Genomic DNA, 12,772 nt, shown 5'->3' on the forward strand with positions numbered 1-12,772 from the left:
GGACCTCGTGGCGCGCGCCAAGGCGCGCTATGACATTAGAGGCATCGGTCCAGCCCGGCGAAACTCAAGCTCGCAGACACGGGCAGGGGACCACGATGCCGCTGCGTTTCAGATGGGTTGGCCCAATGAGCAGGGGACGTCTCCGCAGGGTCACATCTTCTACTTCTGGAAAAACGTACGGGAAAAGCGAGGAGATGACCTCATGGAGGTGCGGTTCCGGGAAGTGGCCTGATAAACCTGCGCCGGGAAGCACTTGTGCACCAAAGCCAAATTGTCCGGGCGCACATTGAATCTACGGGGGCAGGCGCAGCACGAACCGATTCGAGAGGGTCGGGCACTGGGGACCGACCGTCAATGCGGCAAGGTGTCCGCCAGGCGCGCCGGGCTTGAGGGCACACTTTAACTGGCGGTGCGCCTGCTGGGTCTGCGGCGGTCCAGGCATCGTGCGCAAGCCAGGGCCTATGTGCAGCCCGTGGCAACGACGGCGGCCATCAATCTGATGAAGATCGCCACGTGAAGAGAACGCGTCCCACGCCGGGGCACACGGACCTCACGCTTCGCTGCGCTCGAGCCCTGGACAGACCGATGAAATCAAACTGGAAGGGGCCCCCGCCAGGAGCCCCCGCTCGCCGCGTCTGCTTCCCCTCAGTCCGTGGCGGGGGACACCATGGGTTTCTCGAAGCCCACCTTCAGGGTGGGGTGCAGCCACGCGGCGGCGGCCAGGGCCAGCAGGCCGCCAATAATCAGGAAGATGCTCTGCAGCGGCAGCCACGCCAGCAGGGCGGCGGCGCCTGCATACCCCAGCGGCTGCACCGCACTGGACACCGAGGTCATCACGCCAAACGCCCGGCCCATCACCGCGTGTGGAATATGCAGTTGCGCCACCACGCTCAGCTGCACGTTCATCACGGCCGCACTCAGGCCCGCCAGGGCCAGCAGTGCCAGGGCCTGCCCCAGCGTGGCCGCCACACTCAGGCCCGCAATGGCCGCCGCAATGCCGAAAGTGCCGCCCACCAGCGCCAGCCACGGGCGCGGCACCCGGTAGGTGCTGAGCAGCAGCATGCCCACCAGCTGCCCCACCGAGATGCTGGCACTTAGGAAGCCGAATTCCCGCGCCCCCACACCCAGGCTGCGGGCAAAGGGCGCCAGGGTCACCTCCAGCGGAATCAGCACGAAGTTCAGCAGCAGGCTCACGGCGAAGGTCCAGAACAAGAGCGGATTGCTCCAGATCACCTTCAGGCCCGCACGCAGGCCCTCGCTGGGGGGCGCTTCGCCCTCGGGCGTGGCGGCCGGTGTCACCGTGGGTTCCGGCACGGTGGCCAGGGTGGCGATGGCCCCTACCAGCAGCCCCGCGCCGATCAAGAGCGCCCCGTGCACGCCCACAAAGCCGGTGGCGGCCCCGGCCAGCGCGTAGCCACTCAGGCTGGCGAGGCTGCCCGTCAGGCTCATCATGGCGTTGCCCTGCTGGTAGACCTCGCGCGGAATGGTCAGCGGCACCAGCACCGACGAAGCCGGGCCGCGCAGCGCCGCCACGAAACTGGTCACGGCCAGCAGCGGGAACACATAAGCCACCTGCAACTGCCCGGTCAGCACCAGGGCGGCCATCAGCACCAGCAGCAGGGCGTCCACCACATAGGTCGCCTGAATCAGCAGCCGCTTGCGCCAGCGGTCGGCCAGCACCCCGCCGATGGGCGCGGCAATCAGGCCGGCCAGGGCACTGACCAGCCCCACCGAAGCGATCATGGCCCCCGAGCCGGTTTCTTCCAGCACCCACCACATGATGGGCACGTTGTAAAAGCCCCCGGTCAGCGCCGAAAAGAGGCGCGTGAGCAGGATGGCGCGGAAGCGCGCGTTGCGGATGGGATGTGCTGTGCCTGTCATGTCAGTCCTCCGTCCAGCCCGCCAGAAAGAACGAGAGCTTCACGTCGCCGCCTTCCTGCTGCAGCCCCTCAATCTCCTCGCGCAGCGCCTGCAGGCGGTCCATGATTCCGGCGGCGCGCTCGCGCGGCACGCACACGCTGACCATGCCCGCCGCGCTGGGCAGCCCGTTGTAGGCCGCCAGGGTCAGCCCGCGCTCGGTTTCGTGAAAGGCCAGCCCCAGGGCGCGTTCGTCGCGCACCCGCACAGCGCCTTCGGGCAGGCGGTAGACCCGCTCAATGTGGTGGCCCACCCGGTCGGTGCCGGTTTCGCACACCAGCCCGTGTTCCTGCAGGTGGTTGAGGTTGCGCACGATGGTCGCCACCGGGCGCCCCAGGCGCGTGGCCACCGCCCGCGCGGTGCTGGGCCCGTCTAGCAGCGAGGTAAAGGTGCGCCACAGCCCCTCTTCCATCTGAAGTCCGCCTGCTGCCATCCCGGTCACGCGACCACCTCCAACAGTTCTGCGAGTTCCGTGTCACTCATGCCGATGCCCACCAGCGCCATCTGCTGCGTACTCAGGTAACCGGCGGCGGCCTGCACGTCCTGCACGCTCACCTGCCGGTACATGCGCGCGGCGCGGGTGGGGAAATACACCTCATCGTTCAGCCAGTGTTGCGCCAGCTTGGTCGCCAGCCCCGGGCCCTCGGATTCCTGCAGCGCGCGCAGGGCAAAGGATTCGCGCGTTTCGTCGGTTTCCTCATGGCCGGGCGGGTGGGTCTGCAGTTCGGCCATCAGCTCGTTCAGGTGCCCAAAGGCCTCATTCACCCGTTCGCGGGCCAGGTCCATCGCCATGAACAGGTAGCCGCTGCGCCGCCAGTGCGAGCTGCCGCCCTGCGCGGCGTACACCAGCCCCAGTTCCTCGCGCAGGCGCTGAAACATCCGCGAGCGCAGGCCGCCGCCCAGCAGCGCGGCGAAGACCTCGGTGGCGGGGCGGTCCGGGTCGCCCAGGGCCGGGCCCGGAAACGACAGGTACAGGGTCACGCGCTCGCTGCGGCTGGGCACCCCGATCAGGCGCGGCACGATTTCCACGGGGCGGTACTCACTGTGCAGCGGCGCGGCGTACCAGTCCTCAAAGTGCTCCTCGATCAGGCGCACCGCCGCGCTGTCCACCTTGCCGGCAATCACCAGCCGGGTGCGTTCGGGCGTGCAGGCGTCCAGGGCGCGCTGCTTCATCTGCTTGAGGTTCAGGCTAGACACGATCTCCGGCGAGCCCAGAATGGACATGCCGTAGGGCGGGGCGTACAGCGCTTCTTCCACCAGGGTCCACAGGAACTCGGGGCGATTGCGTTTGCGGTGAATCTCGTCCAGCACAATCTTGCGCTCGTGTTCCAGGGCCTGCTTGGTCACCTTGGGGTTACGCAGCACGTCGGCCACAAAGGCCATCACCCTGGGCAGATCGCGCGGCAGGCACGACAGGCCCAGCCGGGTGTGCTCCTTGCCGGTCCAGGCTTCCATGCGCGCGCCACTCTTGGCCAGCGCCTCCCACTGCTTGCCCTGGGTGCCGGTCAGGTTGTTCGGGTTGAACAGCAGGTGCTCCAGCAGGTGGCTGATGCCATTTTCGCCTTCGTCCTCGTCCTTGACGCCGTGGTCCAGATACGCGGCCAGATGAACCAGATGGGCGCCCGGACGCGGCGCGATCAGAAACCCCAGGCCATTGTCCAGATAGCCCGTCGTGTACAGTTCCATGCTTCAGTGTTCGGGGGCGGGGGTTGCCGGGAGGTTGCGCCCGGCCGCCCAGTACACCAGCGCTTCCTCGCGCGGGCCCAGCGCCAGCCGGTTGAGGTGCAGGTGCAGCAGCTGCAGGGCGCCGGCCAGGGGGTCGTGGTCTGCCGTGGCGGGGGGCAGCGCCGGTTGCCACGCTGCGGGCGTGCGCTGAAGCGCCGCCCCCCAGAGGCCCCCCGGGTCCGGGTCTGGGCCCAGGTGGCGCCGGGCGTGGGTCAGCAGTGCCCGGCGCGCCGCGCCCTGCGCCGCACATGGAAAGGTGCCCAGCAGGGCGCTCGTGTCGGCCACGCCTGTGCGCACCGCTGCCAGTGGGTCCGGCTGGGCCAGCGTCCGGGCGGCCCGCTCACTGCTGGCCTGAAACAGCGCCTCGTAGTGCGGATACACCCGTGCGCCGCCGAACTTGTGCAGGTCGCGTGGGTAATGGCCTTCCCGGCCCTCGTCGGCGCAGCCCTGCAGGTGCCGGGCCACCCGGGCGCGGGACCCAGCACCCCGGCAGCACACCCGCACCCTGAGGTGCAGGCCGCTCCCCGCGTGCCACAGGTAATGCCAGCGGCGCACCTCGGGGTTCAGGTCGTCCAGGGCGCGGCGCACGGCCGCCACCTGTTCCGGCTTGGGCAGCGCTTCCCAGCGCAGGTGTGCGGTCACCCAGCCGCTCACGGCCGCACCGTGAACACGCCTTCGAACAGGTGCAGGCCGCCCCCGGGCCCGGTAAACCACGCCTGATCCGGTGTGGCCAGGGCCTCGCTGAGCCCCGCCGCGCCGCGCCGCCACTCTGCGCGGATCAGGTCGCGGTGGGCCGGGTGGTGCCAGTCCACGGTCAGCTGCCGGTCCAGGCGGCCCACCCGCAGCAGGGCCGGGGCCTGCAGCTGTTCCAGCCAGCGGCGCAGGGCGTCGTCGGTCAACTCGCCTTCCCCGCGCCACCGCTCTGGAAAACGCCACTGGGCCGCGCTGAGCACGCAGCACCCCCGCACCACGCGCGGCAGAAAGGGCCGCGCGGCCAGCGGCCCCCAGCGCCAGCGCGGCGGGGTGCGCCCGTACAGTGCCAGGGCTGCCAGAAACTGTGCCACTTCGCCCAGGTGGTCAGCGCGGGTCAGGGTGGGCAGGGTCAGGTGCAGGGGCTGCGCGCGGCGGGTACACCACAGCTCGGGGTGGCCGTGGCGCAGGCCGACGGCCAGCTCCTGCAGGTTCACGCGCCGGTCCTCTGGCACCAGAGGGTGGCCGGGCACATGCAGTTCCAGGGCCCCTTCGGGGCGGCAGCGGGCCGTGTCGTTGGCGGGGGCGTGCGGGTGCTGCAGGCACAGGGCCGTCAGGAGGGTGCCTGCCGGGGCCGTCTGGGACGGGCCCGGCAGTTGCGGGTGGGCGGCGCGCAGCCGGGCGGTGCTCTGCCCAGGGTCGGGGGTGCTGCCGCCCAGCAGCGCCAGGGTGTACTCGCCCCGGTCCAGGGCCGCGCGCCCCGGCGCCAGGACCCAGGCCAGCAGGTCGAACGGCTGGGTCCAGGGCGGGGCGGTGGGCGGCAGGGTGCGCAGCAGCCCGTCGGTGAGGGTCAGAACAGGCCCGCTGTCTTCCAGCAGCGCCGTCCATCCTGGCCAGGAGGCCGGCGGCGCCCCAGCGGGCGGCAGCGCTTCAAACAGGGCCACTGCCTCGGCCAGGGGCAGCCGGCCAGTGCCGGCCCGGGCCCGCAGCGCCGCCGCAAAAGCGGACCAGGGCACCGGCTCGGGGGCGGCCTCGGGGCTTGCGCGCAGGGCCAGCAGGCCGCGACGCAGCTCGTCCAGCACCTGTGCGGGCAGGACCGTGCACCCGGTCAGCGCGGCGTCCAGCCCCAGGGTGCGCTGCACCTCGCCGTCCTGGCCCTGTGTGCCCAGGGCCGCGCGCAGCGCTGCCACACGGCCTGGGCTGTCGGGCGCGGCGTGGTAGGCCTGGCGAGCCGGTTCCAGGTCCGGGCCGCCCAGTGCCTGCCACCGGGCCTCGTGGGCGGGCGCAGCGCACTGGTGGGGCTGCAGTTCGCTCAGCAGCAGGTCGGCACCCAGCAGCGCCCGCAGCAGGTCGTCGCTCAGGTGGGCGCGCAGGGTGCGCAGCGGTTGTGGCGTGCGGCACCCGGCCAGCTGGGCCCACAGCGCCGCGCTGCAGGGGGCCTGCCGCGCCGGGCCGCCGGGCGGCTGCCAGTGCACCTGCCCGGATCGGACCACCGCTGTGGGGTTCAGCATCACCTGCAGCTCTGGGGGCAACGCGTTTTCCAGGGCCGGGCGGGCCGCGCGCAGGGGGCCAGACAGCGCCGTCAGGGCCACCTGCAGGGTGGGCGGCCCTAACGGTGCGGTATCGGCGCACACGCCCGCACCCACCGCCGCAAACAGCCCAAACGGCACGCTGCGGGTGCTGGCGCGGCTCAGGTAGCGGTGCAGGCTGCGGTTCAGGTGGCGCGCCGTTTTGGCGCGGCGCACCGGCCGGGTGCATTCACGCGCCAGGGTGGGGGAAGCCACCAGCAGGGCTTCGGGGGCCAGCGGCCAGCCTGCCAGCACCGCCAGCGTGTCGTCCAGGGTGCTGGCCCGGCGCAGGGTGTCGAACAGGGCAGCGGGCGCCAGCGGCACCCGGTACAGGAAGGTGGCGTCCAGCTGCAGCGTAGAGGGCGGCGGGTTGGCCGTGGGCGCGGCGGTCGGGGGCACAGGAAACCTCTGGTACGAAGTCCGAAAAGTTCCGTCATTTAGGTGACGACCTGTTTCCGGCCGAGGGGGCTCGCAGAGTGGCGAAGCAGAGCAGCAAGGTGCAGATGCCTGGGCGTTCGGCTGGCAAAGCGCCCCAGGCAGGGAGCATCGGAAATGGCAACAGGGGATTTCGCGGCGCGTGGCCAACGAAACCCCCCAGGGCAAAGGCCCGCGCGTTTAGAGCGCGGCGGCCCCGCACTTGTAGATGTTGATGTCCGTGATGCCTTCCTCGTCCACTTGGCCGGTGGCCTTGAGGTCGCTCAGCGCGGCGAACAACTCGGGATCATCAATCACCACTTTGCCGTCGTCGGTCAGTTCCAGGGCCTGCAGATCCAGCTTCGCCTTTTTGCTCTCGTTCGCCATGTTCATCACCTCAAAGAAGAATGGAAAGAAGACGGGTGCGGGCCGCCGCCTGGGCTCAGCCCTTGCACATGATGTCAATCAGGATGCCTTCCTCATCGAGCCCCGGCTCGACAATCCCCAGCCCGGGGCCCAGGTCCGGCAGCAGGGGGTCCTCCTGCGGACGTGGGGTGGGCGAGGGGGCGCGCTCATCCGGGCGGCGCTCGTCCGGGCGTTTTGACCCTTTGGGGCCTTGACTCACGGTGCTTCACCTCCTTGGCCCCCAGTGAAGCCCCCGGCCGGTTGCCGGGGGGTTGTGGAGGGGCTGGCAACCCCCCGGCAACCCCCGGCAGGGTGAACTTCGGCTAAAGGAGGGCCACATGACGGTGCAACTCAGCCTGCTGGACCCGGTGCCCCTGTCGGCGGGGCAGACCCCGCGCGACGCCCTGCAAGGCGCCCTGGACCTAGCCCGCGCCGCCGAACGCTACGGCTACGGGCGGGTCTGGTACGCCGAGCACCACCTGCCGGGCGCCAGCGCCTGTCCGGCCCCGGCGGTGCTGGTGTCGGCGGTGGCCGCCCAGACCACGCGGCTGCGGGTGGGTGCGGGCGGCGTGGCCCTGCGCCACCACGCCCCCTGGCACGTGGCCGAAACCTTTACCACCCTGGACAGTCTGTACCCGGGCCGCATTGACCTGGGCGTTGCGGGCGGCGTGGGCGCCGACGAGGCGACGGTGGCCCGGCTGGGTGGCGATGGCACGCCCCTCCCCGAGCGCCTGCAGGCCCTGCAGCGCGCCCTGCACAACCTGGGCAGCGGGGTTCAGACGTGGCTGCTGGGCAGCAGCGCGCGCAGCGCCGCGCAGGCCGCGCGTCTGGGCTGGCACTACGGCAGCGGCAACGTGCTGGGCAGCCCGGAGCCCCTGGCCGACTACCGCGCCGGGCACAGCGGCGCCCGGCACCCGCAGCCCCGGGTGGCCCTGGCGGTGGCGGTGGTCTGTGCCGACACCACCGCCGAGGCGCTGCACCTGGCTGGCAGCCACCGGGCGTACCTCGCGGGTCAGGGGCTGGCCCCTGGCGGGCAGCCGGTCCCGCCCCCCAGCGCGCAGGCGGCCCTGCCGGACGTGCTGGGCGCCTATCCCCGCCTGGTGGTGGGCGATCCCGGCACCGTGCGCGCGGCCCTGACGGCCCTGGCCCGCCGCTACAGCGCCGACGAACTGCTGGTGCTCACCATCACGCACTGCCCGGCCGCCCGGCGCCGCTCCTATGAACTGGTGGCGCAGGCGTTTGCCGCCCAGCCTGTCTCTCTTTCCCGGCCCCAGCCCGCCCCCGCTCCCCAGCCTGGGGGCTACGCGTGACCGTCCCCCTGGCCGCCGCCCTGTGGGGCCGTCTCCAGGCAAGGCCCAGCCCGTCACCTTCACTTTCGCCACTCACCATGACGGGTGCCCGCGCCGCTGAGGCGGGCATCACGGGGAGGTCCCCATGACGCAGACCCCTGTGCTCAAACGCTCGCGCTACACCCTGCAGGCCCGGCACGAGCGCGGCGTATACCTGCACAACACCTTCACCGGGCAGGGGGCACTGTACCCGGCGCGGGCCCTGGACCTGCTGCGGCGCACCCAGCCTGACCCGGCCGACCCCCTGACCACGCGCCTGCGCGACGAAGGCCACCTCATCGCCCACGACACCGACGAGTTCGCGCAGGCCAAGCGCCAGCAGCTCTCGGCGTTTTTCCGCGACGACGTGCTGCACCTGATCCTGTTTTCTACCGAGCAGTGCAACTTCCGCTGCACCTACTGCTACGAGAAGTTCCTGCACGGCCAGATGCGACCCGAGGTGCGCGAGGGAGTCAAGGCACTGGTCAGTCGCCGCGCGCCGGGCCTGAAACTGCTGGCGGTGTCGTGGTTTGGCGGTGAGCCGCTGCACGCGCACGAGGTGGTGCAGGAACTTTCCACCCATTTCACGGCCCTCAGCGCCCAGCACGGTTTCAAGTACATGGCGCACGCCACCACCAACGGCTACTACCTCACCCCAGAACTGGCCCCGCAGCTCATCGAGAACGGCCTGCGCGACTTTCAGATCACCCTGGACGGCCCGCAGGACGTGCACGACCGCACCCGGCAGCTGCAGGGCGGCGGCGGGTCGTTCGAGACCATCTGGGCCAACCTGCTGTTCCTGAAGGCCTCGGCGCTGGATTTCAGCTGCACCCTGCGCATCAACTTCAGCCCCGACAACTACGAGCAGACCCCCGCGTTCATCACCCTGCTGGGCGACACCTTCGGGCACGACCCGCGCTTTCAGCTGCACACCCACCCGGTGGGCCGCTGGGGCGGCGAGGGCGACGACGCCCTGAATGTCTACGACCAGGACGACGGCTTTGACCGCGCCATTCCCCTGTACGAACACGCGCGCACCTGCGGCCTGAGCATGCGCCACGCCAACCTCAACCCCTTTGGCAGCGTGTGTTATGCCGCGCGGGCCAACTCCTTTGCCATCCGCACCTCGGGGCAGGTGGTCAAATGCACCGTGGCCCTGGACGACGAACGCAACCATGTGGGCCAGTTGCACGCCGACGGCACCCTGGAACTGGATCAGGCGCGGCTGCGGCCCTGGGTGCAGGACAATGCCCTGACCGACTCTACCTGTCAGTCCTGCGCCATTCGCCCCTCGTGCCACGGCGCCGCCTGCCCGCTGGAAAAGATGGACCATGGCCGCCAGCCCTGCCCGGATATCAAGCGCAATTTCAAGAAGTTCCTGCCCCTCATGCTCGAGCCCATCCCCGACTTCCTCCAACTCGAGGTGCTGTCATGAACCGATTTGTGCGCGCGCTGCTGGCCCTGCTGTTCGTGTGGTGCTCTGCTGCCCAGGCTGAAAGTGGCGGGGCGGGTCTGCCCGGCGGCGGCACCCACCTGGACCTGAATCCGCCCTGCGCGGCGCCGCTGGCCTGCCCTGTGCGGTAAGGCGCCTTCAGGCGTAGGCCGCGCGCAACTGCCGCACGCGCGAGGCGGCCAGGGAGCGCCGGGGGTGGCCCTCGTCCAGCCGGGCCAGGGCCGCCTCCCAGACCTCCAGATCGTCGTGCAACTTGACGGCCAGTTCGCCCAGCAGCGCCGGGTCGCGCCAGCTCAGCACCGCCTGGCGCAGCGATTCCTGTAGCAGCTCGCGGTACTCCACGATGCCCGGGGCGTCCGAGGCGGGCAGCAGTGGGCCGCCGTAGCGCCGCAGGGCCTCAGGCACCCGCCCGGCCTGCAGCAGCGCCATCACCTCCAGGTAATCGGCACTGACCGGCGCCAGCAGGCGGTAGGGCTGCGACGCCACCGGTACGAGGTCGCGCAGGCGTGAGAGCCCGGCTTTCAGGGACGAGCGGGCCACGCCCTCATCGCGGTAGAGCAGCGTAGCAAAGCGCTCGCCGCTCAGGCCCTCGGGTGACAGGCTGAGCAGCACCAGCATTTCCAGGTGGCGCGGCTGCACCTTCAGGGGCTGCTCGGCCCAGCGCACCTCGGCGGCGCCCAACAGTTGCAGATGCAGGGTGCGCGGCGGCGCCAGCAGGTTCCACACGGGCGCAAAGTGCCGCGCGGGCCCGCCCAGCAGCAATCGCCCCGACTCGCCCAGTTCCCGGGTGAGCGGCTCAATCCGGGCCATGGTGGCCCGCGCCTGATCGGCGGCCCCCAGCGCCAGTTGCGCGTGCGCCAGGTAGGCGGCGGCCCGCACCAGCGTATCGGCCTTGAGGGGCTGCTCGAAGGCGCGCATGGCGTCTTCCAGCAGCGGCACAGCCTGCTGTGGGTGCAGGGCCGCCTGCGCCATGCCCAGCGCCAGCGTGGACCAGCGGGCGTAGGTGTGCGGCTCGTGCTGGGTGAGCACATACGCTTCTTCGGCTTCGCGCAGGGCCTGCTGCGGGCAGTCCAGTTCCAGCAGGGCGCGCACCACCTGGGCGCTGTGCCAGCCCTGGTGCGTGCGCGGCTGCCCCTGCCGGGCGGTGTCGTAGGCGCGCAGGGCCCGCCGGGCGTCGCCGCTGACCAGCGCGTGGTCGGCCAGCGTGGTGGTAAACAGCGAGAACACCTGCGGCGCCCCGGTGGCCAGCTGCGCCTCGGCCTCGGCCAGGGTGCCCGCCAGCCCATCCAGCCGCCCGCTGAGCAGACTGGTGTAGGTCCACTCGTTCAGCACGGCCAGGCGGCGCTGCCAGTCGCCCAGGCGGTTGTTGTCGTACTGGCGCAGGGCGTAGCCGGTCCAGTGCAGGGCGTGAACATACTGCCCGGTCTGGGTATAGGTGGCCGCCAGCGCCTGCGCGTTGCGCACGATCTCGTGGGGGGTGCCGTCGCGCTCGGCGCAATCCACCGCCTCGCGCAGCAGGGGCAGGGCGCCCGTGGGGTGCTCCTCGGCCAGGGTCAGGCCCTGGTAGTACAGGGTCAGCGGGGTGCGCGCGGCGTGGGCGGCGCGTTCCACCTCGCGGCGCCGGGCGTCCAGCTTCAGGGCCGTGCCGGCGTACAGGGCGCGCAGTTCGGGGGCCTCGTGCATGGCGAGGTGGGCGGCCACGCGCGGCAACACGCTGCGGGCCGCGCCCGTACGCAGGGCCGCCGAGTACAGCCAGCGCAGCACACTCTCGCTGTCGGCCACTTCACCCTGCAGGGTGCCCAGCAGCTCATAGAGGCGGTGGTGCAGGCCGCGTTCGTGAAAGTGTGGCCCCGCCTGCGCCAGCAGCCCCGGCACCCGCGCCGGCTGCAGCCGCACCGCCAGCGCCAGGGCTTCGGGCCAGCGCCCACGCTGAATCAGGGCGTCCAGCAGGCGGGCGGGTTCCACCTGCGCTTCCTCGCCCGGGGCAAAGCGCGGGCCATCCGGCGACGGCTCTGGCGGCACGGGCACGCCCAGTTGCCGCGCCATCCCGGCCAGCAGGGGCCGCAGTTGCCCCTGGGCCCCTATGTGCAGGGTCAGCAGTGCCTCTTGACCCTGCGGCGGCTGGGGAAACCACGTCAGCAGTTCGGCCGGGCGGATCGCCAGTTCGGCGGGGCCCAGGGCGGTGGTGGCCCGGTACAGCACCGCAGGCGCCAGGGCCTCCGGCGCCTGCAGGATCGTGACCGTCTCGCCGTCGTGTAGCGCCAGCAGGGCGCGCGCCAGTTCGGGGGCGTGCTGGGCGCCGCTTAAGGCCAGTACCCAGGGACCTAGGCGGTCCACACAGCGCCGCAGCACCTCCACACCGTAGGTCCAGGGCATGCCGTACCCGAACAGCTGCACACCCAGCGCGCGGTATACGGCTTCGGCCAGCTTGTTGCCCAGCAGATGCGCCTGGGCGCTGTCGCCCTCGGCGGCTTCCAGCCAGATCAGGGGCCGCTCGGCGGTGCCCGTGGCCTCAATGAAAAACGCCCCCCCAGCGCGCCCGTCGTCCCACAGGCACACAGGCTGGGCGAACGCGCCGCTGCGAGCCGCCATCCAGTGCTGCAGGTGAGGCCGTTGTATGACCATGCTCAATTAAATCCTGAGTTTGCACAGATTCATAGCTGACCAGAAGATGAGAGGCCAGAAGGCGGGGGGTTAACGTATGGAGGGGCGAGGTTCGGCGGCTATCAGGGGAGAAGGATCGTGGTCCCGAGGCGTCACCAGTAATCAGGGAGAGGAGCCAGGGCGACATTTTTTCGCTCCCTGTACCCTCAGGCGAAAGCCCGCGCTCAGGTTGGGCTCAGGGCTCGCCGTGTAGGCCGTCAAGCCTTTCTAGGGTTCAAAATTCCCCAGGGCATTGCTCGATAAACACGCTCTTTCCATGCCCCCTATGGTGGACTCGCCGAGCTGCGCGGCAGAGGTTGGGAAGGGGCTGACGGCGTTGACGCCCCAGACGACGTTTTCGCAGCCGTCGCCCTCCATCGCTTGAAAACTGCCTACACCATTGTTCTCCTTGCGATTCATCAGAAGGCCGCAACGAGGATCCAGCCCGGAGCAGCTCGAACGCGAGTGCGTTTCCGATTGACGAGGTTGAATCGCAAAGAACCCCTCACTCAGGAGTTGCACCTTGTATAGCGGAGTGAATAGCCGTGCTGGTGGAGAAATTCCTCGTTCTTGAGGAAGGTTCGGAGCAGGCGGTTCAAATACACGCTCGGCATCACCGTCATCAGGGC

General features: G+C 70.6%; 12 protein-coding genes. 3 read left to right on the plus strand and 9 right to left on the minus strand.

Translation table 11 applies throughout. The features are described from left to right. Positions 1-645: 645 nt before the first annotated feature. The 7 genes from KMW22_RS15125 to KMW22_RS15155 all read right to left on the minus strand — a co-directional run bounded on the left by KMW22_RS15125 (position 646) and on the right by KMW22_RS15155 (position 6,939). A complete protein-coding gene (locus KMW22_RS15125) occupies positions 646-1,881 on the minus strand; it encodes an MFS transporter (RefSeq protein ID WP_221090884.1) in 1,236 nt (411 codons plus the stop codon). Position 1,882: 1 nt separating this feature from the next. Then, positions 1,883-2,359, minus strand: a complete 477-nt coding sequence (locus KMW22_RS15130) for a helix-turn-helix domain-containing protein (protein WP_221090885.1) — start codon at positions 2,357-2,359, stop codon at positions 1,883-1,885. Continuing rightward, positions 2,356-3,603, minus strand: a complete 1,248-nt coding sequence (locus KMW22_RS15135) for a M16 family metallopeptidase (RefSeq protein ID WP_221090886.1) — start codon at positions 3,601-3,603, stop codon at positions 2,356-2,358. Before KMW22_RS15135 ends, KMW22_RS15130 begins: the two co-directional genes overlap by 4 nt. 3 nt (positions 3,604-3,606) lie before the next feature. Next, a complete protein-coding gene (locus tag KMW22_RS15140) occupies positions 3,607-4,296 on the minus strand; it encodes a lantibiotic dehydratase C-terminal domain-containing protein (protein ID WP_221090887.1) in 690 nt (229 codons plus the stop codon). Beyond that, a complete protein-coding gene (locus tag KMW22_RS15145; RefSeq protein WP_221090888.1) occupies positions 4,293-6,299 on the minus strand; it encodes a lantibiotic dehydratase in 2,007 nt (668 codons plus the stop codon). Before KMW22_RS15145 ends, KMW22_RS15140 begins: the two co-directional genes overlap by 4 nt. Before the next feature lie 216 nt (positions 6,300-6,515). Continuing rightward, on the minus strand, positions 6,516-6,701 hold the full coding sequence (locus KMW22_RS15150; protein WP_221090889.1) for a hypothetical protein: 186 nt from the start codon (positions 6,699-6,701) through the stop codon (positions 6,516-6,518). A gap of 55 nt (positions 6,702-6,756) precedes the next feature. Next, entirely contained in the window at positions 6,757-6,939 is a 183-nt protein-coding gene (locus KMW22_RS15155; RefSeq protein ID WP_221090890.1) for a hypothetical protein, read from the minus strand. A 118-nt stretch (positions 6,940-7,057) separates the two neighbouring features. Between KMW22_RS15155 and KMW22_RS15160 the strand changes: the two genes are divergently transcribed. From KMW22_RS15160 to KMW22_RS15170, 3 genes are all read left to right on the plus strand, one after another. Continuing rightward, positions 7,058-8,029, plus strand: a complete 972-nt coding sequence (locus KMW22_RS15160) for an MsnO8 family LLM class oxidoreductase (RefSeq protein WP_221090891.1) — start codon at positions 7,058-7,060, stop codon at positions 8,027-8,029. Between the two features lie 124 nt (positions 8,030-8,153). Then, on the plus strand, positions 8,154-9,482 hold the full coding sequence (locus KMW22_RS15165; RefSeq protein ID WP_221090892.1) for a radical SAM/SPASM domain-containing protein: 1,329 nt from the start codon (positions 8,154-8,156) through the stop codon (positions 9,480-9,482). Further along, positions 9,479-9,631, plus strand: a complete 153-nt coding sequence (locus tag KMW22_RS15170; RefSeq protein WP_221090893.1) for a hypothetical protein — start codon at positions 9,479-9,481, stop codon at positions 9,629-9,631. Before KMW22_RS15165 ends, KMW22_RS15170 begins: the two co-directional genes overlap by 4 nt. A gap of 7 nt (positions 9,632-9,638) precedes the next feature. On the opposite strand, the gene KMW22_RS15175 is transcribed toward KMW22_RS15170, so the two are convergent. Together KMW22_RS15175 and KMW22_RS15180 are read right to left on the minus strand one after the other, a co-directional pair. After that, on the minus strand, positions 9,639-12,092 hold the full coding sequence (locus KMW22_RS15175) for a hypothetical protein (RefSeq protein WP_221090894.1): 2,454 nt from the start codon (positions 12,090-12,092) through the stop codon (positions 9,639-9,641). A gap of 279 nt (positions 12,093-12,371) precedes the next feature. Further along, the coding region (locus tag KMW22_RS15180; protein WP_221090895.1) for a hypothetical protein at positions 12,372-12,772 on the minus strand (401 nt) is incomplete at its 5' end.

The sequence above is a fragment of the Deinococcus aquaedulcis genome (genome assembly GCF_019693445.1).
Classification (GTDB): domain Bacteria; phylum Deinococcota; class Deinococci; order Deinococcales; family Deinococcaceae; genus Deinococcus; species Deinococcus aquaedulcis.

Bases quoted from the DNA above. Each gene is read 5' to 3' on its own strand.
- KMW22_RS15170 (WP_221090893.1), top strand. From the start codon at position 9,479: ATGAACCGATTTGTGCGCGCGCTGCTGGCCCTGCTGTTCGTGTGGTGC.
- KMW22_RS15125 (WP_221090884.1), bottom strand. From the start codon at position 1,881: ATGACAGGCACAGCACATCCCATCCGCAACGCGCGCTTCCGCGCCATC.
- KMW22_RS15135 (WP_221090886.1), bottom strand. From the start codon at position 3,603: ATGGAACTGTACACGACGGGCTATCTGGACAATGGCCTGGGGTTTCTG.
- KMW22_RS15175 (WP_221090894.1), bottom strand. From the start codon at position 12,092: ATGGCGGCTCGCAGCGGCGCGTTCGCCCAGCCTGTGTGCCTGTGGGAC.
- KMW22_RS15165 (WP_221090892.1), top strand. From the start codon at position 8,154: ATGACGCAGACCCCTGTGCTCAAACGCTCGCGCTACACCCTGCAGGCC.
- KMW22_RS15160 (WP_221090891.1), top strand. From the start codon at position 7,058: ATGACGGTGCAACTCAGCCTGCTGGACCCGGTGCCCCTGTCGGCGGGG.
- KMW22_RS15150 (WP_221090889.1), bottom strand. From the start codon at position 6,701: ATGGCGAACGAGAGCAAAAAGGCGAAGCTGGATCTGCAGGCCCTGGAA.